The organism is Micrococcus porci, assembly GCF_020097155.1.
Lineage (GTDB): Bacteria > Actinomycetota > Actinomycetes > Actinomycetales > Micrococcaceae > Micrococcus > Micrococcus porci.
The window spans coordinates 2,397,652-2,424,067 of record NZ_CP083691.1; the positions used below are offsets into that span (position 1 = coordinate 2,397,652).

Annotated in this window: 25 protein-coding genes and 1 riboswitch; of the genes, 9 read left to right on the forward strand and 16 right to left on the reverse strand. The window is 74.1% G+C overall.

What is annotated here, in order from left to right; all coding sequences use genetic code 11:
- Positions 1-4: 4 nt before the first annotated feature.
- Positions 5-1,363 carry an O-acetylhomoserine aminocarboxypropyltransferase/cysteine synthase family protein gene (locus KW076_RS11345; RefSeq protein ID WP_224355414.1) on the reverse strand — a complete coding sequence of 453 codons (1,359 nt, stop codon included), beginning with the start codon at positions 1,361-1,363 and terminating at the stop codon, positions 5-7.
- 85 nt (positions 1,364-1,448) lie between these two features.
- A riboswitch (SAM riboswitch) is annotated at positions 1,449-1,564 on the reverse strand.
- Between the two features lie 166 nt (positions 1,565-1,730).
- Between KW076_RS11345 and KW076_RS11350 the strand changes: the two genes are divergently transcribed.
- Positions 1,731-2,381 carry a VOC family protein gene (locus KW076_RS11350; RefSeq protein ID WP_224355415.1) on the forward strand — a complete coding sequence of 217 codons (651 nt, stop codon included), beginning with the start codon at positions 1,731-1,733 and terminating at the stop codon, positions 2,379-2,381.
- Positions 2,382-2,396: 15 nt separating this feature from the next.
- On the opposite strand, the gene KW076_RS11355 is transcribed toward KW076_RS11350, so the two are convergent.
- Positions 2,397-3,272, reverse strand: coding sequence for a CPBP family intramembrane glutamic endopeptidase (locus KW076_RS11355; RefSeq protein WP_224355416.1), 876 nt, complete (start codon positions 3,270-3,272; stop codon positions 2,397-2,399).
- Between the two features lie 42 nt (positions 3,273-3,314).
- Here KW076_RS11355 and KW076_RS11360 point away from each other — a divergent pair, with 42 nt between their 5' ends.
- A complete protein-coding gene (locus KW076_RS11360) occupies positions 3,315-4,442 on the forward strand; it encodes a phosphotransferase (RefSeq protein ID WP_224355417.1) in 1,128 nt (375 codons plus the stop codon).
- A gap of 25 nt (positions 4,443-4,467) precedes the next feature.
- Here the strand turns inward: KW076_RS11360 and KW076_RS11365 are convergent, their stop codons facing one another.
- From KW076_RS11365 to gatC, 4 genes are all read right to left on the reverse strand, one after another.
- On the reverse strand, positions 4,468-5,040 hold the full coding sequence (locus KW076_RS11365) for a hypothetical protein (RefSeq protein ID WP_224355418.1): 573 nt from the start codon (positions 5,038-5,040) through the stop codon (positions 4,468-4,470).
- Positions 5,041-5,276: 236 nt separating this feature from the next.
- Positions 5,277-6,779, reverse strand: a complete 1,503-nt coding sequence (gene gatB, locus KW076_RS11370) for an Asp-tRNA(Asn)/Glu-tRNA(Gln) amidotransferase subunit GatB (protein ID WP_224355419.1) — start codon at positions 6,777-6,779, stop codon at positions 5,277-5,279.
- Positions 6,776-8,389, reverse strand: a complete 1,614-nt coding sequence (gene gatA / locus KW076_RS11375; protein WP_224355420.1) for an Asp-tRNA(Asn)/Glu-tRNA(Gln) amidotransferase subunit GatA — start codon at positions 8,387-8,389, stop codon at positions 6,776-6,778. Before gatA ends, gatB begins: the two co-directional genes overlap by 4 nt.
- 7 nt (positions 8,390-8,396) lie before the next feature.
- Positions 8,397-8,693, reverse strand: a complete 297-nt coding sequence (gene gatC / locus KW076_RS11380; RefSeq protein ID WP_224355421.1) for an Asp-tRNA(Asn)/Glu-tRNA(Gln) amidotransferase subunit GatC — start codon at positions 8,691-8,693, stop codon at positions 8,397-8,399.
- Positions 8,694-8,785: 92 nt separating this feature from the next.
- Between gatC and KW076_RS11385 the strand changes: the two genes are divergently transcribed.
- A complete protein-coding gene (locus KW076_RS11385; RefSeq protein ID WP_224355422.1) occupies positions 8,786-9,271 on the forward strand; it encodes a nuclear transport factor 2-like protein in 486 nt (161 codons plus the stop codon).
- A gap of 25 nt (positions 9,272-9,296) precedes the next feature.
- Here KW076_RS11385 and KW076_RS11390 read toward each other — a convergent pair whose 3' ends face one another.
- From KW076_RS11390 to KW076_RS11430, 9 genes are read right to left on the reverse strand one after another with little or no spacing between them, the layout of a single operon-like run.
- Positions 9,297-9,824, reverse strand: a complete 528-nt coding sequence (locus KW076_RS11390) for a GNAT family N-acetyltransferase (protein ID WP_224355423.1) — start codon at positions 9,822-9,824, stop codon at positions 9,297-9,299.
- On the reverse strand, positions 9,821-10,444 hold the full coding sequence (locus KW076_RS11395) for a glycosyltransferase family 25 protein (RefSeq protein WP_224355424.1): 624 nt from the start codon (positions 10,442-10,444) through the stop codon (positions 9,821-9,823). Before KW076_RS11395 ends, KW076_RS11390 begins: the two co-directional genes overlap by 4 nt.
- An 11-nt stretch (positions 10,445-10,455) precedes the next feature.
- Positions 10,456-10,947: a hypothetical protein gene (locus KW076_RS11400; protein WP_224355425.1), complete on the reverse strand. Its 492-nt coding sequence runs from the start codon at positions 10,945-10,947 to the stop codon at positions 10,456-10,458.
- Positions 10,944-11,873: an inositol monophosphatase family protein gene (locus KW076_RS11405; protein ID WP_224355426.1), complete on the reverse strand. Its 930-nt coding sequence runs from the start codon at positions 11,871-11,873 to the stop codon at positions 10,944-10,946. Before KW076_RS11405 ends, KW076_RS11400 begins: the two co-directional genes overlap by 4 nt.
- Positions 11,870-14,281, reverse strand: a complete 2,412-nt coding sequence (ligA, locus tag KW076_RS11410; protein ID WP_224355427.1) for an NAD-dependent DNA ligase LigA — start codon at positions 14,279-14,281, stop codon at positions 11,870-11,872. The genes KW076_RS11405 and ligA overlap by 4 nt, the downstream gene beginning before the upstream one ends.
- 47 nt (positions 14,282-14,328) lie before the next feature.
- Positions 14,329-15,117: a PP2C family protein-serine/threonine phosphatase gene (locus KW076_RS11415; RefSeq protein WP_224355428.1), complete on the reverse strand. Its 789-nt coding sequence runs from the start codon at positions 15,115-15,117 to the stop codon at positions 14,329-14,331.
- A gap of 11 nt (positions 15,118-15,128) precedes the next feature.
- Positions 15,129-16,283, reverse strand: coding sequence for an adenylate/guanylate cyclase domain-containing protein (locus KW076_RS11420; protein WP_224355429.1), 1,155 nt, complete (start codon positions 16,281-16,283; stop codon positions 15,129-15,131).
- A complete protein-coding gene (locus KW076_RS11425) occupies positions 16,280-16,810 on the reverse strand; it encodes a PH domain-containing protein (protein ID WP_224355430.1) in 531 nt (176 codons plus the stop codon). The genes KW076_RS11420 and KW076_RS11425 overlap by 4 nt, the downstream gene beginning before the upstream one ends.
- Positions 16,811-16,859: 49 nt before the next feature.
- Complete coding sequence (locus tag KW076_RS11430; RefSeq protein ID WP_224355431.1) at positions 16,860-17,705, reverse strand: biotin--[acetyl-CoA-carboxylase] ligase; 846 nt, start codon at positions 17,703-17,705, stop codon at positions 16,860-16,862.
- A gap of 127 nt (positions 17,706-17,832) precedes the next feature.
- On the opposite strand from KW076_RS11430, the gene KW076_RS11435 reads away from it, so the two are divergent.
- The 5 genes from KW076_RS11435 (at position 17,833) to KW076_RS11455 (ending at position 24,063) form a co-directional block, all read left to right on the forward strand.
- Positions 17,833-19,416, forward strand: a complete 1,584-nt coding sequence (locus KW076_RS11435) for an acyl-CoA carboxylase subunit beta (RefSeq protein WP_224355432.1) — start codon at positions 17,833-17,835, stop codon at positions 19,414-19,416.
- Positions 19,413-19,685 (forward strand): hypothetical protein, encoded by a 273-nt coding sequence (locus KW076_RS11440; protein WP_224355433.1) that lies wholly within the window; start codon positions 19,413-19,415, stop codon positions 19,683-19,685. The genes KW076_RS11435 and KW076_RS11440 overlap by 4 nt, the downstream gene beginning before the upstream one ends.
- Positions 19,686-19,739: 54 nt before the next feature.
- Positions 19,740-21,422 carry a DUF885 domain-containing protein gene (locus KW076_RS11445; RefSeq protein ID WP_224355434.1) on the forward strand — a complete coding sequence of 561 codons (1,683 nt, stop codon included), beginning with the start codon at positions 19,740-19,742 and terminating at the stop codon, positions 21,420-21,422.
- Positions 21,419-22,102: a Maf family protein gene (locus KW076_RS11450; RefSeq protein ID WP_224355435.1), complete on the forward strand. Its 684-nt coding sequence runs from the start codon at positions 21,419-21,421 to the stop codon at positions 22,100-22,102. Before KW076_RS11445 ends, KW076_RS11450 begins: the two co-directional genes overlap by 4 nt.
- A gap of 107 nt (positions 22,103-22,209) precedes the next feature.
- Positions 22,210-24,063: an acetyl/propionyl/methylcrotonyl-CoA carboxylase subunit alpha gene (locus KW076_RS11455; RefSeq protein ID WP_224355436.1), complete on the forward strand. Its 1,854-nt coding sequence runs from the start codon at positions 22,210-22,212 to the stop codon at positions 24,061-24,063.
- An 83-nt stretch (positions 24,064-24,146) separates the two neighbouring features.
- Here KW076_RS11455 and KW076_RS11460 read toward each other — a convergent pair whose 3' ends face one another.
- Entirely contained in the window at positions 24,147-24,791 is a 645-nt protein-coding gene (locus tag KW076_RS11460) for a TetR/AcrR family transcriptional regulator (protein ID WP_224355437.1), read from the reverse strand.
- A 170-nt stretch (positions 24,792-24,961) separates the two neighbouring features.
- Here KW076_RS11460 and KW076_RS11465 point away from each other — a divergent pair, with 170 nt between their 5' ends.
- Positions 24,962-26,371: an MFS transporter gene (locus KW076_RS11465; RefSeq protein WP_224355438.1), complete on the forward strand. Its 1,410-nt coding sequence runs from the start codon at positions 24,962-24,964 to the stop codon at positions 26,369-26,371.
- Positions 26,372-26,416: the final 45 nt, after the last annotated feature.

A 26,416-nucleotide genomic window follows, 5' to 3' on the forward strand; every position in this document is an offset into this window, starting at 1 on the left:
GCCCTCAGTCCTGCTCGGCGGCATCGGCGGCGTCGAGGGCGGCGGCCGCGGCCGCGAAGCCCTTGTCCAGGTCTGCGAGGATGTCCTCCACGTCCTCCAGGCCCAGGGAGAGCCGCACCAGCCCCGGTGTCACCCCGGCGGCGCGCTGCTCGTCCTCGGCCAGCTGGGCGTGCGTCGTCGACGCCGGGTGCACCACCAGCGAGCGGACGTCCCCGATGTTCGCCACGTGGTGGTGCAGCTCGAGGCCGTCCACGAAGGCGGCCCCCGCGGCGGCACCCCCCGCGATCTCGAAGGACACGAACGCGCCGGCGCCCCGGGGCAGCAGCTCCTGGGCGCGGGCGTGCCACGGGCTGGACTCGAGCCCGGGGTGGGACACGGACTCCACCTGGGGGTGGCCCTCCAGGTGGCGGGCCACGGCCAGCGCGCTGGCGACGGCCCGGTCCATGCGCAGGGACAGGGTCTCCAGGCCCAGGTTCACCAGGAACGCGTTGAACGGGGAGATGGCCGAGCCGTAGTCGCGCAGCAGCTGCACGCGGGCCTTGAGGACGAAGGCGAGGTTCGCTCCGAGGGGCGAGCCCACGCCCAGGTCCCGGGCGTAGACCAGGCCGTGGTAGGACTCGTCCGGCTCGTTGAACCCCGGGAACCGCTCCGGGTCCCGCGCGAAGTCGAACCGGCCGGAGTCCACGATCACGCCGGCCATCGCGGCCGCGTGCCCGCCGAGGTACTTCGTGGCGGAGTGGACCACGACGTCCGCCCCGTGCTCGAACGGCCGCAGCAGGTAGGGGGTCGTGAGGGTGTTGTCCACGATCAGGGGCACCCCGGCGTCGTGGGCCGCGGCGGCGACCCCGGCCACGTCCAGCACGTCCCCGCGCGGGTTCCCCAGGGCCTCCGCGAAGAAGGCCTTGGTCTCCGGGCGGGCCGCGGCGCGCCAGGCGTCCAGGTCGTCGGGGTCCTGCACGAAGGTGACCTCGACGCCGACGCGCGCCAGGGTGTGCTTGAACAGGTTCTGCGTGCCGCCGTAGAGGGAGGCGGAGGCGACGACGTGGTCACCGGCGCCGGCCACGTTGAGGATCGCGAACGTGGTGGCCGACTGGCCCGAGGCCAGCAGGAGGGCGCCCACACCGCCCTCGAGGGCCGCGATCTTCTCCTCCACCGCCGACTGTGTGGGGTTGCCGATGCGCGTGTAGATGGGGCCGAGGTCCGCGAGCGCGAAGCGGTCCGCCGCGACCTGGGCGGACGGGAAGTCGTACGAGGTGGTCTGGTAGATCGGCAGGGCCGTCGCCCCGAAGGCGTGCGGGGCGTCCGTGCCGGCGTGGATCTGCGTGGTGGAGAAGCCCCTGCGGGGGGTGGGCTGGGTGCTCATGGCTGGTCCTCCTGGGGAGTCAGGGACCTTCCCGGAACCGGGCCGGGCGCACCAGGGGTGCACGCCGCCCCGGGACGCCAGGGACGGCCCGCGCTTGCCGGCGCCCGGGTGCGGGGCCGGCCTGGTCGTCACCCGGGGCACCCCACCGCGGAGGAGGGTTGCCGGTCAGCTCGCCGGGGCCTTGCGCTGACTCTCGTGACCGTGGGCCTCAGTGTAGCGACACCGTCCTCCCCGATTTCGTCACACAGGTCACGCGCGGATACGCTTCCGGCACGGGGGCACCCGGCGCGTCAAGGGCCGGCCGTTCCTCGCAGCACGCACCCAGGTCAACCCCTCGGCCCGCCGGGGGAACGGAAGGATCCGCGCCGTGAACACCTGTCGCATGGACCACGTGTCCTACGCCGCCGGCCCGGAGGGCCTGGACGCCACCGTCGCCCGCATCGCCGAGCGGCTCGGCGTGGAGCGCGTCAAGGGCGGGATCCACCCGCGCTTCGGCACGCAGAACGCCCTGTTCCCCATGACCGGCAACCAGTACCTCGAGGTCGTCGAGGCCCTGGACCATCCCGCGTCCCTCAGCGCCCCGTTCGGCCAGCTGGTCCGCACGCGGTCCGAGCAGGGCGGCGGCTGGATGAGCTGGGCCGTGACCACGAACGACATCGGCCGCTTCGAGCGCCGCCTCGGCCGCGAGGCCGTCCCCGGCAACCGCCGCTTCCCGGACGGCCGCGAGCTCTCCTGGCGCCAGATCGGCGTCAAGGGCACCCTCGCCGACCCGCAGCTGCCGTTCATCCTGCGCTGGGCCGACGGCCAGGAGGACATGCACCCCTCGCAGGCCGCCCCGGCCCAGGCCTCGATCGCCCGGCTCTCGATCGCCGGCTCCCCGGACCGCCTGCGCGAGTGGCTGGGCGGCACGGAGGACGACGAGGTCGCCGACGTGTCCGTGGACTACGTGGCCCCCTCCGGCACCCCGGGCATCGTCTCCGTGACCTTCTCGACCCCGAAGGGCGAGGTCACGCTCTGACGTGCCGCCCGGCGCTCAGCCCAGCAGCCCCGCCCGCGCCAGCAGCGGGTAGCCCACGAACCCCACGGCATCGAGCAGGAAGTGCGCCAGCACCAGCGGCATGACGCGGCGCACCCGCAGGAACACCAGCACGAACACCGCCCCCATGAGTGCGTTGCCGATCCCCGGCCCCACACCCTGATACAGGTGGTACGCCCCGCGCAGCAGCGCGAGGGAGAGCACCACGGGCCAGGTGCGCAGCGGCAGGAACAGCCCCTCCGTGCCGGCCCATGACGACGACGCGCCCAGCCCCGCCTCGCGCAGGCGCTGGAGGTAGCCGAGCCGGTCGATCAGCCACGCCCCCACGATCACCTCCTCGAGCAGCGCGTGCCGTGCGGCCGAGAGGAGCAGGACGGGGACCTGGTACCAGCTCTCGTCCATCGCGTTGGCGACGATCGCCGTCGTGATCCCCAGGGCTCGGCCGGCGGCGTAGACGCCGAGGGTGCCGACGCCGATCACGGTGAACAGCCCCAGGCCCCACGCGAGGTCGCGGCCGGGGCGGCGCAGGTCCAGGCCGAGCACGCGGAACGGGTGACGCCCGCGCAGCCACAGCAGGTGCAGCACCAGCAGCACGGGCACGAGCGAGAACGCGATGCCGAGCAGCTGGTAGGTCAGGTCGAACGCCCAGCGGTCGGCCACGGTCGGGTTGAGGACCGTGGTCTGGTCCCCGAGCGGGGCCCGGGTGGCCTGGTCGATGAGCTGGACGACCGCGTAGACCGCCGACCGGCCGAGGCTCAGCCCCAGCACGATCGCGATCTCCCAGCGCACCGTCCGGGCCGAGGGGGCGGGCAGGGCGGGGGCGCCGGGGCCGCGGCGCCCCGCGGCGTGCTCCGGGCGGGCGGTGGCGGTCATGCGCGTCAGTGTAGGACCCGAGGCTCTGCCTACCCTGGTGCCATGGCCTCCGATCCCGCGCGCTCCGAACTGGACCTCGTCGCGGCCGCGCTGCAGCGGCTGCGCCCCGGGCTCGACGACGGGGTGGCCGCCCGCCTGCGCGGGGCCGACTGGTCCGCCGGGCGGGTCGAGGAGGGCGGTCAGTTCCACCGGGTGCTCGTGCTGGAGGACGTCGGGGTGCTGCGGATGACGCGCGTCCACGAGGCCGGCGCGGCGCCCGCGGCGCGGTGGACGCCGGAGCGGGATCCCGCCGTGCACCTGCCCCGCCGCCTCGCCCTGCTCGACGGCCTCGCGGCGGTGCTCGCCGAGGCCGGGGTCCGGTGGTCCCTGCCGACGGCCCTCTCGGCGGTCGTGGAGGACGGCCCCGGCGCCGCCGTGCTCCAGCGCTACGTGCCCGGCTTCCCGCACCCGCCCCACGAGGGCGATCCCGCCGTCCTGCGCGGCGTCCTCGCTGACCTCGCCGCGGTGGATGTGGCCGACCCGCGCGTGGCCCCGCACCTGGGACGCCCCTTCACCTTCCGCGGGCCGTGGACGCCCGAGCGCGCCGCGCACGTGGCCGGGCTGCCCGCGCGGCTGGCCCCCCGCCTGGGGGCCTGGCCCGGCGACGCCCTGGGGCATGCGGGCGACGAGACCGCGGCGGGCGAGGCCGCCGTCCGGCTGCGCGCGGACGCGTGGGGGGAGTCGGTGACCGCGCTGACCGGCGTCGTCTCGGCGTGGACGCGGGAGCCGCCCGTGCCACCGGCCCTCGTGCACGGAGACCTCGCCGGGCACAACATGCGCTGGCGGGTTGTTCCGGCCGCCGCCACCCCGGATGCCGAGGTCCCGGACGCCCCGGTCCGCTGGGAGCTGGCGGGCGTGCTCGACTGGGACCTGGCCTGCGCGTGGGACCCGGCGCTCAACGTGGCCTACCTCGGCCTGTGGCACGGGGAGGACCTCGTCGAGGCGATCGCCGCCGACCCCGCCGAGGCTCGCCGCGCCCGCGTGTGGCTCGGGGCGATGGCTCTGGAGACCCTCGACGACGCCGGGGCGCGGGACGTCCTCGTCGGCGGGCTGGCGGAGTCGAGCTGGCGGCGGCTGCTCCGCAAGACCCTGCCCCGCGTGGGGCGCGCCCTCGCGGCCGCGGCCGCGTGAGCGGGGCGGCCGCGAGGGCGGCGGGTCAGGCGCAGGCGTTGTAGGTCAGCGAGAGGTTCGAGATGAAGATCTTCTGATCGCCGTCGACGGAGGCGTAGGACGCCGCCGTCTGGTTCCAGTAGTGGATCTGGAATGACGTGACCTGGCTCGTGAAGCGCACGGTGACGTTGCCGTTCGTCGCCGAGTTGTTGACGGGGTTGTCAGTGGTCCATGGGCGCCACGGGTCCGCAACGGTGCCCACACCCTGCAGGCCGGACGAGCTCGAGTCGGCCTTCGAGGAGGTGAAGGCCGCGGCACTGGTCACGGCGACGGCATCCGCGAAGTCATTCCGGGTCGAGTCGATGTCGGTGATGGAGAACGCCAGGCTCGTGACCGGACGATCGAAGGTGAACGTGGTGACGGTCTTGTTCGCGTCCACGCGGGAGTCCGACGTGGCACTGTTGCTCAGCGGGGACTGATGCAGGGACAGCGGATTGGCGGCGCCGCCGATGATGCCGGACTGGACGGCCAGATTCGTGTTCTCCGTCCCGAACTGGCTGCCGAACCGGATGTGGGACCCCTGGAAGGTGTTCTTGACCGTCAGCGTCAGCGGGCGCATCGGCCACGGCGGGGGCGGTCCAGGCCAGCCCCTGGACCACGCGGCGGCGGTCGAGGGCGGGGACGGCGTCGGTGTTCCGGGCAGGGGTCATCGGGGACCCGCTCATGTGCGGTCCCTCGGTGGCACGTGAGCCGCACCCCCGGTGGGGTTCTCCATCTCTCCGTTTGCCGTTTCAATTATAAGGGCGCAAACCGCCCGGCCCGCGCGCGAAGGCCGGGCGGTCAGGGTGATTCGCCTCATGCCACGCCGAGGCGCTCCAGCACGATCTCGCGGACGCGGCCGGCGTCGGCCTGGCCGCGGGTGGCCTTCATCACCGGGCCGATCAGGGCGCCGACGGCCTGCATCTTGCCGCCCTTGATCTTCTCGGCCACGTCCGGGTTCGCGGCGATCGCCGCGTCCACGGCCTCGGTGAGCGCACCGTCGTCGGAGACCACGGCCAGGCCCTGGGCCGCCACGATCTGCTTCGGCGCACCCTCGCCGTCGGCGACCAGGCCGAGGACCTGCTTGGCGATCTTGTCGTTGATCGTCTTCGCGGCGATCAGCTCCTCGATCTCCACGACGTGCGCCGGGGTGACGCCGAGCTCGGCGGCCTCCACCTCGCGCAGGTTGGCCAGGCGGGCGATCTCGCCCATCCACCACTTGCGGGCCGCGGCCGGAGAGGCGCCGGCCTCCACGGTCTGCGCGATCTGGTCCGCCACGCCCGCGTTGACGACGTCGCGGAACTCCTCGTCGGAGAAGCCCCACTCGCCCTTGAGGCGCTTGTTGCGCACGGCCGGCAGCTCCGGCATCCCGGCCCGCACGCGCTCGATCCAGGCCTCGTCCACGACGACCGGCAGCAGGTCCGGCTCGGGGAAGTAGCGGTAGTCGTCGGCGTCGGACTTCGGACGGCCGGACGTGGTGGTCCGGGTGTCCTCGTGCCAGTGGCGGGTCTCCTGCGTGATGGTCCCGCCGGCGGCCAGGATCGCCGCCTGACGCTGGATCTCGTGGGTCACGGCGTGCTGGACGGCGCGCGTGGAGCCCACGTTCTTGGTCTCCGTGCGGGTGCCGAACGCCGAAGCGCCCTTCTCCATGAGGGAGACGTTGGCGTCGCAGCGCACGTTGCCGTGCTCCATGCGGGCGTCGGAGATGCCGATCGCCTTGACGATGTCCCGCAGCGCGGTCACGTAGGCGCGCGCGATCTCCGGGGCGCGGTCGCCGGCGCCCACGATGGGCCGGGTGACGATCTCGATCAGCGGCACGCCGGCGCGGTTGTAGTCCACCAGCGACGCCGAGGCGCCCTGGATGCGGCCGGAGCCGCCCTGGTGGGTGAGCTTGCCGGCGTCGTCCTCGAGGTGGGCGCGCTCGATCTCCACGCGGAACACGGTGCCGTCCTCGAGCTCCACGTCCAGGTGGCCGTCGAACACGATGGGCTCGTCGTACTGGGACGTCTGGAAGTTCTTGGGCGTGTCCGGGTAGAAGTAGTTCTTCCGCGCGAACCGGCAGGACGGGGCGATCTGCGCGTCCAGGGCCAGGCCCAGCGCGATCGCGGACTCCACGGCCTCGCGGTTCAGGACCGGCAGGGTGCCGGGCAGGCCCAGGTCCAGCGGGGTGACGTTGGTGTTGGGTTCGTCGCCGAACGCGTTGGCGCCGGTGGAGAAGATCTTGGACTTCGTGTTCAGCTCCACGTGCACCTCGAACCCGAGCACGGGGTCGAAGCGGTCCATGGCCTCCTGGAAGTCCATCAGCTCTGCGGTGCTCACTTGGTGCCTCCTGCGGGGGTCTGGGCGGCGCGGGCGGCGCCGGGGTGCTGCTCGGGGACACGGGCCCACAGGGGCCCGCCCTCGCGTTCGGTGACCAGCTTCTCGACGGCGGCACCCACCTCGTACAGGCGCGCGTCCTCGCGGGCCGGGGCCATGAACTGCAGGCCGTAGGGCAGGCCGTCCACGAGGCCACCGGGCACGGAGATGCCGGGCACGCCCGCGAGGTTCGCGGGGATGGTGAACAGATCGTTCAGGTACATCGTCAGCGGGTCCTTGGTCTGCTCACCCAGGCGGAACGCCGGGATCGGCGCCGTGGGGGTCAGCAGCACGTCGACCTGCTCGAACGCGGCCGCGAAGTCCTGCTGCACCAGGGTGCGGACCTTCTGGGCCGAGCCGTAGTAGGCGTCGTAGTAGCCGGCGGACAGGGCGTAGGTGCCCAGGATGATGCGGCGCTTGACCTCGCCGCCGAACCCGGCGGCGCGGCTGGCGGCCATGACCTGCTCGATCGTGCCGCCGCCGTCCGGGACCACGCGGTGGCCGTAGCGGACGCCGTCGAAGCGGGCCAGGTTGGAGGACACCTCGGAGGGCATGATCAGGTAGTACGCACCCAGAGCCGCGGCGAAGTGCGGGCAGGAGACCTCCACGATCTCCGCACCGGCGTCGCGCAGCGCCTGCACGTCCGCGTCGAAGGCGGCCTTGACGCCGGGGTGGAAGCCCTCGGCGTCCAGGTCGGTGACGACGCCGACCTTCAGCCCGGCCAGGTCGCGGCCCGCCGCGGCGGCCACGAGGTCGGCCTGCTCCTCCGGCAGGGAGGTGGAGTCGTGGGCGTCGTGCCCGCCGATCACCTGCTGCAGGGCGGCGGCGTCGGCCACGGTGCGGGCGGCCGGGCCCACCTGGTCCAGGGAGGAGGCCATGGCGATCACGCCGTAGCGGGACACCGCGCCGTAGGTGGGCTTCACGCCCACGGTGCCGGTGAACGCGGCGGGCTCGCGGATGGAGCCGCCGGTGTCCGAGCCGAGCGCGAACGGCGCCAGGAACCCGGCCACCGCCGCGGCCGAGCCGCCGCCGGAGCCGCCGGGCACGCGCTGGCCGTCCCACGGATTGCGGGTCACGCCGAACGCGGAGTACTCGGTGGAGCCGCCCATGGCGAACTCGTCCATGTTGGTCTTGCCGAGGATCGGCAGCTTCGCGGCGCGGATCCGCTCCACCACGGTGGCGTCGTACGGGCTCATCCAGCCGTCGAGCATCTTCGAGGCGGCCGTCGTCGGCTGCCCCACGGTGACGATGTTGTCCTTGAGCGCCACCGGCACGCCGGCCAGCGGGTGCAGGGCCTCGGCCTCGGCGCCGCCGGCGGCGCGGATCGCATCCACCTCGGCGGCGACGGCGAGCGCCTCCTCCGTGTTGACGTGCAGGTAGGCGCGCACCCCGGCGTCCGAGGCGGCGTCGGAGCGGGGGTCCCCGTCCACGGCGGCGATGCGGTCCAGGTGGGCCTGGACCAGCTCAACGGAGGTGGTGGTGCCCGCGCGCAGGCGCTCGGCCATCTGCAGGGCGGTGAGGCGGACGAGCTCGTCCGCGGAGAGGCTGGCGTTCACGTCGAAGGTCTGCGTCATGGCCTGATCACTCCCCGTCCAGGATGGCGGGCACCTTGAACTGCCCGTCCTCGGCGTCCGGCGCCTGGTCCAGCGCCTGTTCCTGCGTGAGCATGCCCGTGGGCACGTCCTCGCGGAACACGTTCTCCAGCGGGATGGGGTGGGACGTGGGGACCACGTCCTCCCCGGCCACTGCCTGGACCTGGGAGACGGACTCCAGGATGGATTCGAGCTCGCCGGACATGACGTCCAGCTCCTCGTCCGTCATGCGGATGTGGGCCAGGCGGGCCAGATGCTCCACCTGGTCCCGGGTGATCTCTGCCATGGATCTCCTCGCGCGCTGGGTCGGGTGACCACCACGTCGGCGCGGTCGCCGTGGCGGTGGGTCGGACGTCGAGATGAGTCTAGTCTGGGGGCATGGACCACCGGACCGCCGCCGCGGCGTCGCCCCTCCCCTCGGAGCCCGCCGTCGCCGCCCCGGTGGGCGGCTCGGACACGCCGCTCACCCGCTTCCTGCGCGCCGGTGAGGCCGGTGACGCCGCGGCCGCGCGGGGCGCCCTGCACCCGGACGTGCGGCTGGTCTCGCCCATGGCCGGCGGTGCGGTGATGCGCGGGCCGGACGACGTCGCGCTCCTGCTGGGCGAGGTCTACGCGGTGCTGCGGGGCCTCGAGTGGGTGGAGCACTACGCCGACGGCCGGGTGCACACCGTGCTGGGCCGGGCCCGAGCGCTCGGCGTGGCGCTGACCGACGCGATGCTGGTGACCGTGGCCGAGGACGGCCGCGTGCTGGAGATCCGCCCCCACCTCCGCCCGTGGGCCGGGCTCACCGCGTTCAGCGCCGCGCTCCTGCCGCGACTGCTCCGGCACCCCGGGCTGCTCGCCCGGTCGACGCGCCCGGACTGACCCGGCGCGGCCGCGCGCGCCGGGTTCAGGTCAGCGGCAGTCGGTAGACGAGGAAGGGCCCGGCGTCCTCGGCCGGGTCCAGGCCCGGCTCGAGGTCACTCAGTCGCCAGTCGCGGTCGGGCACGCGGACGAAGCCGAGCCGCTCGTACATCCGGTGCGCGTCCGTCATGGACGTCATGGTCGACAGGGCGATCGCCTCCACGCCGGGTGTCGCCCGCGCCCGGCGGACCACCTCGGCCAGCAGGGCGGTGGCCACGCCGCGACGGTGGACCGCGGGGTCGACGGCGAGCATGCGGAACTCGTACTCCCCCGGCACGGAGGTTTCCGCCATCGGCGAGCCGTGCGGGGTGAGCACGAGCGAGCCGGCCACCTGCCCGTCCAGCTCGGCGACCAGCACCTCGGCCACCGCGGCCCGCCCGGCGACGTCGGCCAGGGTCTCCAGGTAGTCGCTCTCCGCCTCGAAATGTCCGCCGGTCGTGTAGGAGGCCAGCGTCAGGGCCGCCACCGCCTCGTGGTCCTCCGGGCGCAGCGCACGCACCGTCACGTCGCTCATCGAGCGCCTCCCCTCCGGTGGCGGAGGCGCCACGCGATGTCGTACTTGGCGGCATCGCGACTGACCAGGTAGAAGCCCGTGCCGACAAGACCCCGGCTCCAACGCCCGACGGCAAAGCGAGGAGCCCCGGCCAGGGGACGAAGGCGGCGTCTGAGCAGAGACTGCTGGAGCTTGTCTTCCAGAGTCGGTGCCCCGAGCCGCCCACGCATGTCCACCGGACCGTAGGGATCGGCCAGGACGACGAGACCACGGACCGCAGACGTCTCCAGCAGCCGGTTCAAGACTTCGCTGGTGAACCGGGAGAACCTCGCGTCGTCTTCAGCCACCACGAGGACGTCGGTGACGGCACCGTCTTCCACAGCGAACTCGCGGAGCACACTCATGTGGCTGAGCGTGCATCCGACCTCGCCGTTCAGGGGCGGGCGGCCGAACCGGACCTCGAAGCCCTCGGCGTCGAAGTCCTCAGGCCCGTAGCCCTTCCGCGCGTCGACCGCCTCGAACGGCCGGAACCGACGGCCCAGCGGCTGCGCCAGGAACCCCTCGAGCCGGGTGCTGTCCGCCAAGGCGATCACCCTGTAGTCCACGATGTCCGGCATGACTGTCCTCTCGATCTCCGCCACCTCGGCCCCTCTCAGCGTCCGGACTCCGGGATGTGCCGCACCGCGCCGAGCATGTCCGTGAGCCTCCGGCGGGTGGCCTCGTCCTTCACCACGAAGTCCCTGCGGCGGGACCACACGGTGGGCACCGCCTCATGGGCGTGCCCGTCCCGCGTGGCGTGGAGGCGGTGCAGCACGGGCACCGCGTCCGGGTCCGTCCAGATGTTCACCCAGTACACGGCAGCCCGCTGGGCCGGGTCCAGGTCCTTGATGAGTGCGAGGCAGTACCGGCAGGCGGGGCGCCAGAACACGACGACGCCGCCCGCGTCCACGTGGGCCTGCGCCCCCGCCATGGGGCAGGAGCGGACGCGCAGCGCGGGCAGGTACTGCCAGACCATCCAGAGCATGGCCACACCCGCCACGATCGCGATCACGTCCCGGCGCACGGTGCCCCAGACCAGGAACACCACGCCCGCGGCGCCGAAGAGCACGGGCCAGAACCAGGGGTCGCCGACCAGCCGTCTCACGCTGTCGCCTCCTTCGCCGCCGCGAGGGCGGCCGCGTCCACGTCCCCGGCTGTCATCCAGTCGGGGTGCCCCGTGCCGTCCCCGGAGGCAGGGCGGTCCACGGGCACGCCGGCCTCGTCCGCGATCAGCGCGCCCGCCGCCCAGTCCCACTCCTGCGTGCCGAACTCGGCGTAGGCATCGAGCGTGCCGTCCGCGACCATGCACAGGTCCAGGGCGGCCGAGCCGATCCGCCGCACGTCGCCGAAGGCCGGCAGCAGGGCCGCGAGCGCACGCAGCTGCATCGCGCGGCGGCCCGGGTGGTAGCCGAAGCCGGTGGCCAGCAGCCGCCCCGAACGGCCGGGCACGGGCCCGGTGAGCCGCACGGGGGCGGCGTCGCGGTCCGGGACAGCGACGCCCGCCGTCGTCGCGTCCGCCGTGGAGAACGCGCCCCGGCCCGCGCTCGCGAACCAGGTGCGGCCCAGCGCCGGGGCCGCGACGACGCCGGCCAGCCAGCGCCGCGAGCCCGGGAGCACGCCGAGCAGCGCGGCGGTCTCCTCGTCCACCGGGCCCTCGACGGCCACGGACGTGCCGAACTGCGGCAGGCCGCGGATGAAGTTGGTGGTGCCGTCCAGGGGGTCGATGGACCAGCGGTACCCGGACGGCTCGACCGGGGCGGTGGAGCCGTGCTCCTCCCCCGTGATCTCGTCGTGCGGGCGGTAGCCGGTGAGCACGGCGCGCACGGCGTCCTCGGCGCGTCGGTCGTAGTCGGTGACCCAGTCCGAGCCGGAGGACTTGGTGTCCGCGCCGAGCTCGTCCGAGGTGAGGGGCACGGCCGGGTGGTGGCCGGCCCAGCGCTCGGCGAGCACGTCCGCGCCCGCGCGGGCGGCGGCCTTCGCGATCACCAGCAGGCCGGCGGGGGAGGCCGGGCGTGCGGGGGCGGCGCTCATGCGCTCTCCCCCTCGGCCGCGGCATCGACGGTCTCGGCGTCGGCGTCCTCCGAGGGGAATGCCGCGGGGCCCTCCGCGAGCAGCCGCACGAATCCGGCCTCGTCCAGCACGGGCACGCCGAGCTGCTCGGCCTTCTCCAGCTTGGATCCGGCGGCCTCCCCGGCCACCAGGAAGTGCGTCTTCTTGGAGACGGAACCGGAGGCCTTGCCGCCGCGCACGAGGATCGCCTCCTTGGCGGAGTCCCGGGAGAAGCCCTCCAGGGAGCCGGTGACGACCACCGTCACCCCCTCCAGGGTGCGGGGCGTGTCGGCGTCCTGCTCGTCCTCCATGACGACGCCGGCCGCCGCCCAGCGGTCCACGATCTCGCGGTGCCAGTCCTGGGCGAACCACTCGATGAGGGCGTCCGCGATGATCGGGCCCACGCCGTCGATCTCCGCCAGCCGGTCCCGCTCCCCGGCCTCGGCCGCCGCCCGCAGGGCCGTCATGGAGCCGAAGGCCGTGGCCAGCGAGCGCGCCGCCGCCGGGCCCACGTGACGGATGGAGAGGCCCACGAGAACCCGCCACAGCGGGGCGGTCTTGGCCTTCTCGAGCTCGTCGAACAGGCGGAGGGTGTTGGCGGTGGGCGCCGCCGGCTTCTTCGCGGTGCCCGCCGTGAAGAAGTACGGCTTCAGGGAGAACACGCCGGACGGGACCATCCTCCCGTCCACCTTCGTCCGGCCCTCTCGCCAGACGCGCACGTCGCCGAGCGAGCGCTGCAGGTCCGTGAGGCCGTCCTCGCCGCGGGGGCCGGTGACCTCCTCCGGGGTGCCGGAGGCGAGGTCGAACAGCTGGGCCTCCGCGGTGATCGGCCCGGCGCCCTCGGGCAGCACCATGCCCTCGTGCTCGGCCGGGTCCGGGCCGTGGCCGATGACCAGCCAGCGGGCGGCCTCCTCGCCCAGGGCCTCGACGTCGAACGCGCCGCGGCCGGCCAGGTGCTCCACGCGTCCGGCAACCTGGGCGGGGCAGCTGCGGGCGTTGGGGCAGCGCAGGTCCACATCGCCCTCCTTGGCGGGGGCGAGCGGGGTGCCACAGGACGGGCAGTCGGCGGGCATGACGAACTCGCGCAGGTCCTCCCCCTGGGCCAGCAGCCGCTCGCGCACGGGCAGCACGGGTCCCACGACCTCCGGGATGACGTCGCCGGCCTTGCGCAGGACCACCATGTCCCCGATCAGCACGCCCTTGGCCTTGACGACGTCCTGGTTGTGGAGGGTCGCCATGGACACGGTGGAGCCGGCCACCTGCGCGGGCTCCATCACGGCGAAGGGGGTGACCCGGCCGGTGCGGCCCACGTTGACCGCGATGTCCAGCAGACGGGTGTGCACCTCCTCGGGCGGGTACTTGTAGGCGGCGGCCCAGCGCGGCACGCGCGAGGTGTGCCCCAGGTACCGCTGGTCCGCGAACGCGTCGGCCTTCAGCACGATCCCGTCGATCTCGTGCACCAGCTCGTGACGACGCCGGCCGTACTCCTCGATCACGTCCACCACGCGGGTCAGGGCGGCCTCGTCCGCGCCCTCGACCACGCGCGTGTAGGGGCTGACCGGCAGGCCCCAGCCCGCCAACATCCCGTAGACCTCCTCCTGGCCGTCCGCGCCGAACGCCTCCACGGTGCCGATGCCGTGCACGAACATGCTCAGCGGCCGCTGGGCTGTGACCGCCGGGTCCTTCTGGCGCAGCGCGCCCGCGGCGGCGTTGCGCGGGTTGGCGAAAGGCGCCTGCCCCTCCTCTGCGCGGCGCTCGTTGAGCTCGGCGAAGGCGCGCGACGGCATGAAGACCTCGCCGCGCACCTCGAACTCCTCGGGCCAGCCCTCCCCGGTCAGCGTCTGGGGCACGTCGGCGATGGTCATGACGTTGCGGGTCACGTCCTCGCCCGTGACGCCGTCGCCGCGCGTGGCCGCCTGGACGAGCCGCCCGCGCCGGTAGCGCAGGGCCACGGCCAGGCCGTCGATCTTGACCTCCACGAGCCAGCGCGGCGCCCGCCCCGGGCGGACCTCCGCGAGCGACCCGGCCGCCCGGAGGAACCAGGTCTCCAGCTCCTCGAGGGAGAAGAGGTCCTCGAGGGAGTACATGCGGGAGCCGTGGCGCACGGGCGCGAACGCCTCCGAGGCCTCACCGCCGACCTCCTGGGTGGGCGAGTCGTTGGACGCCAGCTCGGGGTGCAGGGCCTCGAGGTCCTCGAGGGCGCGGTAGAGGCGGTCGTACTCGGCGTCCGAGATCTCCGGGGCGTCGTCCTGGTAGTAGGCGGTGCGCGCGGCACGGATCCGCTCCACGAGCTCGGCGTGCTGCTCGCGGAGGTCCCGCTCGGGGACCTGGTCCGGGGTCGGCTCGAGGCCGCCGTGCTCGGGCTCGCGGGGGGTCTGTGCGGTGCTCACCGGGCCAGCCTAGCGGCGGGCCCGGACGCCGCACGGGCGTCGCCGGCTCAGGGGATGCGGACCAGAACGGCGGTGATGTTGTCCCGGCCGCCCCGCCAGAGCGCGGCCTCGACGAGGCGCTCGGCCGCCTCGTCCAGGGTGGCGGCGTCGTCCATGATCGCGAGGATCTCGTCGTCGAGCAGCTCGCCGGTGAGGCCGTCGCTGCACAGCAGGAAGCGGTCGCCGGGGGCCACGTCCAGCTCCATCACGTCCACGGTCAGGGCCTGCGTGGAGCCCAGGGCGCGGGTGATGACGTTCCGTCGCGGGTGCACACGCGCCTCCGCGGGGGTGAGCTCGCCGGCGTCGACCATCAGCTGCACGGCGGAGTGGTCCACCGTGACCTGCTGGAGCACGCCGGCCCCCACGGGGCGCAGGTAGATGCGGGAGTCGCCCACATTGGCCACGGCCCAGCGCCCGACCTCCGTGTCCAGACAGGCCAGCACGGTGAGGGTGGTGCCGGCGCGCCCGCCCCCGGCCGCGAGCACGGCCGCGTTCGCCTCGTGGACCAGCGCGCCGAGCTCCTGCGGGGTGTGGGCCACACCCGGGGCCAGCACGGACGGCGCCCGGCGGTGCAGCTCCGCCACGGCCGCCGCGGAGGCCACCTCGCCGGCCTCGTGGCCGCCCATGCCGTCCGCCACGGCGGCCAGCAGCAGGGGGTCCCCGACGACCGCCCACGAGTCCTCGTTCAGCTCGCGCACCGCGCCCACGTGGGTCACGGCCACCGCCTCCGGGCGGGGGACGGAGGCCCATGCGCCGGGTTCGGCGGGGGCGGCGTCGGCGGCGTGCGGCTCGCTCATGGGTCCTCGGTTCAGTCGGCGATCAGGGGCTGCGCCGCGCCGTTCATGAGCAGGGAGGGTCGGACCTCGCCGAAGCCCCGCACGATCCTGGGCGGCTGCGGGACGAGCACGAAGCGCTCGTCCCGGGAGAGGGCGGCGGCGGTCATGGCGTCCACCAGCACGGTACCCGGGTCGGCCAGCGACGTCAGCCGCGAGGCGAGGTTCACCGTGGGCCCGTAGATGTCGCCCAGGCGTGACAGGACGCGCCCCCAGGCCAGGGACACGCGGGCGGCGGGCAGCTGGTCGTCGTCGGCCATGGCCTCTGCCAGCGCGAGGGCGATGGTGGCGCCGGCCTCCGGCGTCTCGGCGTTGAAGAGGACCTCGTCGCCGATGGTCTTCACCAGCCACCCGCCGCCGGCGGCGATGATCTCCGCCGCCTTGGACTCGAAGCGCTGCACGGTGCGGGCCAGGGTCCGCTCGCCCATCGTCCGGGAGAGCGTGGTGTAGGAGACCATGTCCGCGAACCCGACGGCACGGGCCAGCGGCAGCGGGGCGTCGTCCTCGGAGCCGTCCCGGCCCCGCTCGGAGGCGGCCAGGCCGGCCTCCACACGCACGGTGAGGCGCTGCACGGCGTTGGTCAGCTGCCGCCGGTAGACGATCCGCATGACCTTCTCCAGCGGCTCGACCAGCCCCGGCAGCATCTCGACGGCGGCGCGTCGGGCCTCCGGGTCCGTCTTGCCCTCGGCGGCGATCTGGTCCTCCACGAGGGCCTCGATCTGCCAGACCACCATGCGGTCCGTCATCTGCCCCACCGACCGGGCCAGGGAGATCGCGGTGTCCTCATTGAGCATCCCGTCCCGCACCAGGGAGAGGACCTGCTCGAACGCGTCGATGTCCTCTGCGGAGAACACCTTCTCCTCGTCCTTCACGGTCGGGTAGCCCAGGGCCCGCCAGATCTTGCGGGCGGACACCGAGGAGATCCCCAGGCGCTGCGCGGCCTCGCGACGCGAGTACGAGCGGGGCCGGTCGAGCAGCCCGGCGTCGAGGGTGCGGATCGCGCTCGTCCAGCCGTGGTGGAGGGCGTCGGACTCCCGGCGCCCGACCGCGGGGTCGGCGGCGCCGGCGGGGGCCTGCACCGGCAGGGGGGCGGTCTCGGGGACGGCGTCGTGGTGGGTGTCGCGGGTCAAAGTACTCCTCCCCAGGCGGGCATGGCAGGGCGGGCGCGGTCGCGTGCCGCCCGGGTGGTCTCGGCGAGCACCTGCTCGAACCGCTCGGCCTCGGGGACGTCCGCCAGGCGCCAGTACACCTGGCGCAGCGGGTCCTGGAACAGGATGTGCAGGTCGCCGGAGGAGGCGCCGCGGCGGCGGCGCTGGACGTCGGCGATGCTCACCAGGGGCATCGCGGCCTCGGGGCCGGCGCCGAGGCCGGGGCGCTGCACGAGCCGTTCGGACGTGAGCACGGTGGCGCGCGTGGCCCAGCGCAGCAGCGGGCGGACGACCCCCACGAGCACGGCCACCACGGCCGCGGCCCAGACGACGGCCTCCAGCCACGGCACGGCGGCGCGCAGCGGGGAGGGGAGGCCAGGGCGGGCGAGCAGGCCCATCGCCAGGCCGAGGAGGAAGGCGGTGCCGGTCAGCCGGGCGGCCGTCCCGACCAGGACCCGGGGGTGGCTGCGCGTGCGGACGACCACCTGCTCACCGGGCTCCAGCCGCATCGGGTCCACCTCCTCGCTCGCTCGGGGCGCCACGGCGGTGGCCGGGCGCTCAGCCTCCGCGGCGCACGTCTCCCCGCAGGTGGACCACGTCGCCGGCACTGATCTCACGGGTGATTGTCTCACGCTCCCCCGTGACGACCCTCACGGCCAGCACCCCGCCCGCCCCCAGCCCGGTGGCGACGCCCTCGAGGACCTCCCCGCCGGGCAGCTCCGCGCGGATCCGCCGCCCGGGGGTGCTCAGCACGGCCGCCACCTCCGCGAGCGCCGGGTGCGTCCCGTCCACGGGCTCGACGACGCCGTCCAGGTCGCGGGCCAGCCGGTCCGCGGCGGCGGCCACGTCCCGCAGGAGCGCCTGGGCGAGGTCGCGGGGGGCCGGGACCTCCGCGCCGGGCAGGTGGTCCGTGAGGGCGGCGGCGGTCGGCACCGGACGCCCGGAGGAGAGGTCGACGTTCACACCCATCCCGACGACGACGCCGGGCGTCTCCCCCGCGTCCGCGCCCGGGAAGACGGGTGCCGGGGCGAGGGTGGCGAGGACGCCGCAGAGTTTGCGCCCCTCGGCGTCCAGGACGTCGTTGGGCCACTTCAGGTGCGCGGGCACGCCCAGCCCGACCAGGCGACGGGCCACGGCCGCGGACGCCACGAGGGAGAGCCAGCTCAGGTGCGCGGGGGCCAGCGGGCCGGACGGGCCGGTCGGGCGCAGGTGCACGGACAGCGCGAGGGCCGCGCCGGGCGGCGCCTGCCAGGCGCGACCGTGGCGGCCGCGGCCCGCGCGCTGGTCTGCGGTGCCCACGCCGTCCCCGTGGCCGGGGCGGGCGGCGCCGTCGGCGGCGGCGAGGCGGCGCAGGAGCTCGTCCTGGGTGGAGTCGGCGGCATCGAGCCAGAGGAGGGTGCCCATGCCCCAGGTATAGCCCATGCGCCGGACGGGCCACGCCGCCCGGGTGCGGGCGGAGGGCCGCGCGTACACTGTCGCGCGTGGCTCCGGCCACACCGGACAAGCCCCTCGACAACGCCAGGAGTCCCGCGTGAGCGCACCCGAGTTGAGCACCACCGCCGGCAGGCTCGCCGACCTGCACCGCCGCCTCGAGGCCACGGCGGCCCCGGGCGGGGAGGCCGCCGTCGAGCGTCAGCACTCCCGCGGCAAGCACACGGCGCGCGAGCGGATCGACCTGCTGCTGGACGAGGGCTCGTTCGTGGAGCTCGACGCCCTGGCCACCCACCGCACCACCGCGTTCGGCATGGACGCGAAGCACCCGGCGGGCGACGGCGTCGTCTCCGGCTTCGGCACCGTGGACGGGCGCCAGGTGGCCGTGTACTCGCAGGACTTCACCGTGTTCGGCGGCTCGCTCTCGGAGCGCAACGGCCAGAAGATCGTGAAGGTGCAGGAGTTCGCCGCGCGCAACGGCTGCCCCGTGATCGGCATCCTCGACGGCGGCGGCGCCCGCATCCAGGAGGGCGTGGCCTCCCTGGCCCAGTTCGCCGACATCTTCCGGAACAACGTCATGGCCTCCGGGATGATCCCCCAGATCTCCCTGATCATGGGCCCGTCCGCGGGCGGCGCGGCGTACTCGCCGGCGCTGACCGACGTCGTCGTGATGGTGGACCAGACCTCCCACATGTTCATCACCGGCCCGGACGTCATCAAGACGGTCACGGGCGAGGACGTGGATATGGAGACCCTGGGCGGGGCGCGCTCGCACAACTCCACCACCGGCACGGCGCACTACATGGCGACCTCCGAGGAGGACGCGATCGCCTACGTCCAGGACCTGCTGGAGTACCTGCCCTCGAACAACCTGGCGGAGGCGCCGGTGTTCGAGGCGGAGTCCCTCGAGGAGACCGAGCAGGACCTGGCCCTGGACACGATCGTCCCGGACTCGGCCAACCAGCCCTACGACATGCTCGAGGTCATCGCCGCGCTCGTCGACGACGGCCACCTCCTCCAGCTGCAGGAGATGTACGCCCCCAACGTGATCACCGGCCTGGCGCGCCTGGACGGGATGAGCGTGGGCGTCGTCGCCAACCAGCCGCAGCAGCTGGCGGGCACCCTGGACATCGCGGCGTCCGAGAAGGCCTCCCGGTTCGTGCGCTTCTGCGACGCCTTCAACATCCCGATCATCACCCTCGTGGACGTGCCCGGCTTCCTGCCCGGCACGGACCAGGAGTTCAACGGCATCATCCGTCGCGGCGCCAAGCTGATCTACGCGTACGCGGAGGCCACCGTGCCGAAGCTGACGGTGATCACCCGCAAGGCGTTCGGCGGCGCGTACATCGTGATGGGCTCCAAGAAGCTCGGCGCGGACCTGAACCTGGCCTGGCCCAGCGCCCAGATCGGCGTGATGGGCCCCCAGGGCGCCGTGAACATCCTCTACCGGCGCGAGCTGGCCGCGGCGGAGGCCGCGGGCGAGGACGTCGAGGCCCGCCGCGCGCAGATCGTGGCGGACTACGAGGCGGAACTCCTCAACCCGTACCAGGCCGCGGACCTGGGCTACGTCGACGCCGTGGTGCCCCCGCGCCAGACCCGCGCCCACCTGGTGCGGGCCCTGCGCGCCACGTTCCACAAGCGCGAGGCCCGGCCCGCCAAGAAGCACGGGAACATGCCGCTGTGAGCGCCGCCCTCCCCGACGACGCCGCGGACCGCGAGGTCCAGGACCCGGAGCCCATGCGCCTGACCGGCTCCTCCCTGGAGCCGGAGGAGATGGCCGCGCTCACCGCCGTGCTGGCGCAGATGCGCGCCCAGGGCGGCGCCGCCGTGCCGCAGGCCGGCCGGTCCGGCCGCCTGCGCCGCCCGGACCGGAGCCTGGTGCGCCGCGGTGACCTGGGCCTGTGGGCCCGCCCCGGCGAGGACCAGTGGCGGCGCGCGGCGGGGCGCCGCTGAGCGTCCGCTGAGCCGCGGCTGACCGGTGGGGGCACCGGCCCGTACCATCGAGGCATGACGCAGACCACATCGGCGCCCGAGGGCGCCCGCACCCCCTCCGCCGTCGACGCGCTGGCCGAGCGCCACGTGGCCGCCTACCTGGCCCTGCGCCCGGACGAAGCCACCTCCCTGGGGATGCCCGGCCACGAGACCGAGTACCCGGACCTCTCCCCCGCCGGCGCCGCCGCCCTCGACGAGCTCAACCGGACCACGCTCGAGGAGCTGGCCGGCCTGGAGCCCGCGGACGACGTGGACCGGGTGACCGTGGCCGCGATGCGGGAGCGCCTCGGCCTGGAGCGCGAGATCCACGCCACGGGCCGCACCGAGCTGAACAACATCGCCTCCGAGGCGCAGGGCATCCGCGCGATCTTCGACCTCATGCCCACGGACACCGCCGAGCAATGGGGCCACATCGCGGGCCGCCTGGAGAACCTCCCGGCCGCCCTGCGCGGCTACGCGGAGTCCCTGCTGGCCTCCCGCGACGCCGGCCACGTGGCCGCGGTGCGCCAGGTGGAGATCGTCGTGGAGCAGGCCCGCGCCCACGGCGCCGAGGGCGGGTTCTTCCCCGGCCTCGTCGAGCGCGCCGAGGCCGCCGACGTCGTCGACGCCGCCCTCGCCGAGCGCATCCGCACGGGCGCCGCAGGCGCCGCAGCCGCCTACGCCGAGTTCGCCGACACGCTCGAGGCCGAGCTGCGCCCGCACGCCCCCGAGGCGGACGCCGTCGGCATCGAGCACTACCGCCTGGCCTCGCGCGTATTCCTCGGCGCGGAGATCGACCTGGAGGAGACCTACCGCTGGGGCCAGGAGGAGCTCGACCGCATCATCGCCGCGCAGGAGGCGGACGCGGAGCGCATCAAGCCCGGCGCCACGATCGAGGAGGCCCGCGCGATCCTCGACGCCGACCCCGCCCGGACGCTCACGGGCACGAAGGCGCTTCAGGAGTGGATGCAGCGCCTCTCCGACGAGGCCGTGGAGGCCATGAAGGCCCACTTCGAGATCCCGGCGCCCATGGACCGCCTCGAGTGCATGATCGCCCCCACCCAGGAGGGCGGCATCTACTACACCGGCCCCTCGGACGACTTCTCCCGCCCCGGACGCATGTGGTGGTCCGTGCCGGCCGGGGAGGAGGAGTTCACCACGTGGGCCGAGACCACCACGGTGTACCACGAGGGCGTGCCCGGCCATCACCTGCAGATCGCCACCGCCATGATGAACCGCGGGACCCTCAACCTGTGGCGCCGCAACTTCGCGTGGACCTCCGGCCACGGCGAGGGCTGGGCCCTGTACGCGGAGAAGCTCATGGAGGAGTTCGGCTTCCTCGACGACGCCGGGGACCACCTGGGCATGCTGGACATGCAGCGCATGCGCGCGGCCCGCGTGGTGTTCGACATCGGCTACCACTGCGGCTTCGAGATGCCCGCCTCCGAGGGCGGCGGCGAGTGGACCCCGGAGAAGGGCTACGCCTTCTTGGAGAAGCACCTGCGGATCTCCGAGGGCCAGCGCCGCTTCGAGTTCACCCGCTACCTCGGCTGGCCGGGCCAGGCGCCCGCCTACAAGGTCGGCCAGCGCATCTGGGAGCAGATCCGCGCCGAGCACGAGGCGCGCGAGGGCGCGGACTTCGACCTCAAGGCCTTCCACACCCGCGCGCTGCGCGTGGGCGGCATGGGGCTGGACACCCTCCGCGAGGCCCTCGCGTGAGCACCCTCCCCCACGGCGGCGGGGCCCCCGCCGCCCTCGTCCTGGGCTCGGCCTCCCCGGGCCGCGCGCAGATCCTCCGACGGGCGCTGCTGCCGTTCCGCACGGTGGTCTCCCGGGTGGACGAGGAGGCCGTGGGGGCGGCCTCCCCGGGGGCGACCCCCGCCGAACTGGCCCGCCTCCTGGCGGAGGCCAAGGCGGAGGCGGTGGCCGGCGTCGTCGCGGCCGAGGGCGTGGACCGGCCCACGCTGGTCCTCGGCTGCGACTCGGTGTTCGAGCTGGACGGGCAGGCCCTGGGCAAGCCGTGGGAGCCGGAGACGGCGATCGCCCGCTGGCGCGCGCAGTCCGGCCGGTCCGGGACCCTCCACACGGGACAGCACGTGATCCTGCTGACCCCGGGGACTGACGCCGCCGGCGCCCCCGCCAGCGGCGCCACGGTGAGCGCCGGGGTGGCGTTCACGGACGTGGACGAGGCGACGATCCGCGCCTACGTCGCCACCGGCGAACCGCTCCAGTGCGCGGGCGGGTTCACGATCGACGGCGCCGGCGCGGCGCTCGTGGAGTCCGTCGAGGGCGACCCCAACGCCGTCATCGGGCTCTCCGTGTCCACGCTGCGCCGACAGTGCTCGGTATTGGGCGTCGACCTGTCAGCGTTGTGGGGATCCTCCAACTGCGACGCCTGATCCGCGGGATGGCGGCCCGCGGCCTGTGCGGGACCCCACCGCCGCAGTAAGGTGCTGGGGAACAGCGGCGCCCGCCGCCCGTCCCGTCCGAGGAGTCGTCCGCACCCATGACCAACGCCAGCGCGCCCCAGGCCTCCGCCGACATCGCGGAGGCGCCCGGCCGCCCGTTCTCCCGCGTGCTGATCGCCAACCGCGGCGAGATCGCCGTCCGCGTGATCCGCGCCTGCCAGGACGAAGGCCTCACCTCCGTGGCCGTCTACGCCGAGCCGGACCGGGACGCCCTGCACGTGAAGCTGGCGGACGAGGCCGTCGCGCTGGGCGGGGAGACCGCCGCCGACTCCTACCTGGTGATCCAGAAGGTGCTCGACGCCGCCGAGCGCTCGGGCGCGGACGCGGTCCACCCGGGATACGGCTTCCTCTCCGAGAACGCCGAGTTCGCCCGCGCCGTCGAGGCCGCGGGGCTCGTGTGGATCGGCCCGCCCGCCGACGCCATCGACGCCCTCGGGGACAAGGTCTCCGCCCGTCGGATCGCCACGAAGGTGGGCGCACCGCTGGCCCCCGGCACCACCTCCCCCGTGAACGGAACGGACGAGGTCGTGGCCTTCGCGGACGAGTTCGGCCTGCCCGTGGCCGTCAAGGCCGCCTACGGCGGCGGCGGCCGCGGCATCAAGGTGGCCCGCACCCGCGAGGAGATCCCGGAGCTCTACGAGTCCGCCGTCCGCGAGGCGGTGGCCGCGTTCGGCCGCGGAGAGTGCTTCGTGGAGCGGTTCCTGGACCGCCCCCGCCACGTGGAGACCCAGTGCCTGGCGGACGCCCACGGGAACGTGGTGGTGGTCTCCACCCGCGACTGCTCCCTGCAGCGCCGCAACCAGAAGCTCGTGGAGGAGGCCCCGGCCCCGTTCCTCACGGACGAGCAGAACACCCGCCTGGTGGAGTCCTCCAAGGCCCTCCTGAAGGAGGCCGGCTACGTGGGCGCCGGCACGTGTGAGTTCCTGGTGGGCCAGGACGGCACGCTCAGCTTCCTCGAGGTGAACACGCGCCTGCAGGTCGAGCACCCGGTGTCCGAGGAGGTCACCGGGATCGACCTGGTGCGCGAGCAGTTCCGGATCGCCCGCGGCGAGGCCCTGGGCTACGGCGACCCCGAGGCGCGCGGCCACTCGTTCGAGTTCCGCCTCAACGGCGAGGACCCGGGCCGGAACTTCCTGCCCGCCCCCGGCACCCTCACCCGCTTCCGGATGCCCTCCGGCCCGGGCGTGCGCGTGGACGCCGGCGTCACCGAGGGCGAGACCGTCTCCGGCGCGTTCGACTCCATGGTGGGCAAGCTGATCGTCACCGGCGCCGACCGCCGGCAGGCCCTGCAGCGGGCCGCCCGCGCCCTGGCGGAGGCGGAGATCGCGGGCATGCCCTCGGTGCTGCCCTTCCACCGCGCCGTGGTCGCCGACCCGGCGTTCGCGCCGGAGCTGGCGGGCTCGGAGGAGCCGTTCGCCGTGCACACGCGGTGGATCGAGACGGAGTTCGCGCACCAGATCGAGCCCACGGCCCTCACCCCCGCGGCTGCGCCCGACCGCCCGGAGCGCCACACCGTGACCGTCGAGGTCAACGGCAAGCGCGTGGACGTCACCCTGCCCACCTGGGGCGAGGCCATGCACCAGCTGCAGGGCGCCGCCGCCCGGGCGGGTGCGGGCCGGCGTCGCCCGCGGGGCGCACGACGCGCGGGGGCAGCCCCCGCCGCGCCCGGCACGGACTCCCTGACCGCGCCGATGCAGGGCACCGTGGTCAAGGTGGCCGCCCAGAACGGCGACCGCGTGGCCGAGGGCGACCTGATCGTCGTCATGGAGGCCATGAAGATGGAGCAGCCGCTCACCGCGCACAGGGCCGGCGTGGTCTCGGGGCTCGAGGTCGCCGCCGGGGACGCGCTCACGGCGGGCGCCGTGATCGCGGTGATCGCCGACGCGGAGTGAGCGGGCCGGCCCCGGTCTGAGCCGCGTGCGCGGCGCGCCACCTGGGACGATGACCCCCGGGTCTCCGGCCCAGTCGGTGGGGCTCAGTCGATGAAGAGGCCGATGACGCGCTCGATCCGCTCTTCGAGGCCCTCGACGCGCCCGCCCTCGGTCCGGTCCCGGTGGAGCTCGAGCACGACCCCCATGACCACGAGGTCCGCGGCGGTGCGTTCGCGGGGCCCGGGGTCGCCGTCGGCGATGATCCGGGCGATGGCCTCCTCGAGCCGGCGGACCAGGACCAGCACCGCGTCGTGGTGCGCGCCCGGCTGCCCGAAGAGCAGCTCCCGGGCGATCGCCGCGGAGTTCTCGGGCTCGGCCACGGCGGTGGCCACGATCGGGTCCACCAGGGCCCGGACGGCCTCCGTGCGGTCCTCCGGCAGGCTGCCGGCGAGGGCGCTCGGCACCGAGTCCTTCCACCGGTCGTGGGTGGCCATCATCAGCATCTCGGGCTTGGTGGCCGCGTACGTGAACACCGTGCCGGCCGCGACGCCGGCGTCCTGCGCGATCTGCGCCGTCGTCATCGCCCGGTAGCCCTGCCGGCCCAGGCGCTCGCGGACGGCCGCGAGGATGCGCTCCCGCTGGGCGGCCTTGTTGCGCTCACGCAGGCCGGGGACGCGCGTCGGCGTCGCGGGCTCGGGCTCGGGCTCGGGCTCGGGCTCAGACTCGGGGGCAAGGCGACTGTGGCTCACAACGGCACAGTCTATGGAGCGGCTCGGCAGCGGCGGCCGCGCGTCCACCATATGGACATTCGTGGCGAATTCACCGCCCCTCGCCCTGGGGGAGACTAGCGTCACAGGCATTCCATCTCACATCGTGGTCCTCGTGCGGGCCCATGTGACCAGCCGCCCCCTGGAGTGCCATGTCCCACACCACCGCCCGCTCGGCCGAGGCCCCCTCGGTCGAGGACGTGCCGAAGTCCCGCGTGATCCTCGCGTCCCTCGTCGGCACCTCGATCGAGTTCTACGACTTCTACGTCTACGCCACGGCCGCCGTGTCCGTATTCCCCCTGATCTTCTTCCCCGGGGACGACCCCACGACCGCGCTGCTGGCCTCCTTCGCCGTGTTCGGCACCGCCTTCGTCGCCCGCCCCATCGGCTCCATCCTGTTCGGCCACTTCGGCGACCGCATGGGCCGCAAGGTGACCCTGATCGGCTCGCTGCTGACCATGGGCATCGCCACCTTCCTGATCGGCCTGCTGCCGACGGCCTTCCAGATCGGCCTCTGGGCCCCCGCCATGCTCGTGGTCCTGCGCTTCTGCCAGGGCCTGGGCCTCGGCGGCGAGTGGTCCGGTGCGGCCCTGCTGGCCACCGAGTACGCCGACCACGGCAAGCGCGCCCGCGCCGCCATGTGGCCGCAGCTCGGCGCGCCGATCGGCTTCCTGCTGGCCAACGGCCTCTTCCTCATCCTGGTGCGCGCCTTCGGCCACGACTCCACCAACCCCCAGCTGGAGGGCTCCTTCCTCACCTGGGTGTGGCGCGTGCCCTTCCTGCTGTCGATCGTGATGGTGGCCGTCGGCCTCTACGTCCGCGTCAAGCTCGAGGAGACCCCGGTCTTCCAGCGTGCCCTGGAGGACGACACCCGCGTCAAGGCCCCCCTGGGCGAGGTCTTCAAGCGCAACTGGTGGGAGCTGATCCTCGGCACCTTCGTCATGTACGCGACGTACGTGCTCTTCTACCTGATGACCACCTGGATCCTCTCCTACGCCATCGGCAAGACCCAGAACGGCATGCTCGGCGTGAAGTACGCGGACTTCCTGGTGCTGCAGCTGGTCGGCATCCTGTTCTTCGCAGCCTTCGTGCCGGTCTCCGGCTGGCTGGCGGACCGCTTCGGCCGCAAGCCCACCCTGCTGGTCGTCTCTGGCCTGATGGTCGTCTTCGGCCTGTCCTTCGGCGCCTGGCTCTCCCCGGCCGCCATGGGTCAGGGCGACGCGCTGAACGTCCCGTCCATGCTCGCGTTCCTCGCGGTCGGCATGGCGCTCATGGGTCTGACCTTCGGCCCCATGTCCGCGGTGCTGCCGGAGCTGTTCCCCACGAACACCCGCTACACCGGCTCGGGCATCGCCTACAACGTGTCCTCGATCCTCGGCGCCGCCCTGACCCCGTTCCTGGCCGGCTGGCTCGTCAAGGAGTTCGGCGTGGCCACCGTGGGCTGGTACCTGGCCATCGCCTCGGTGATCACGATGGCCGCCCTGGCCCTCTCCCCCGAGACCCGCCACGCGGACCTCCACGAGGTCACCTCGGCCCGCGAGCGCCGCGCCGCGGCCCGCTGAGCCGCCGCTCGGCCCCGCCCACGACGACGGCCGGTCACCCGCGCG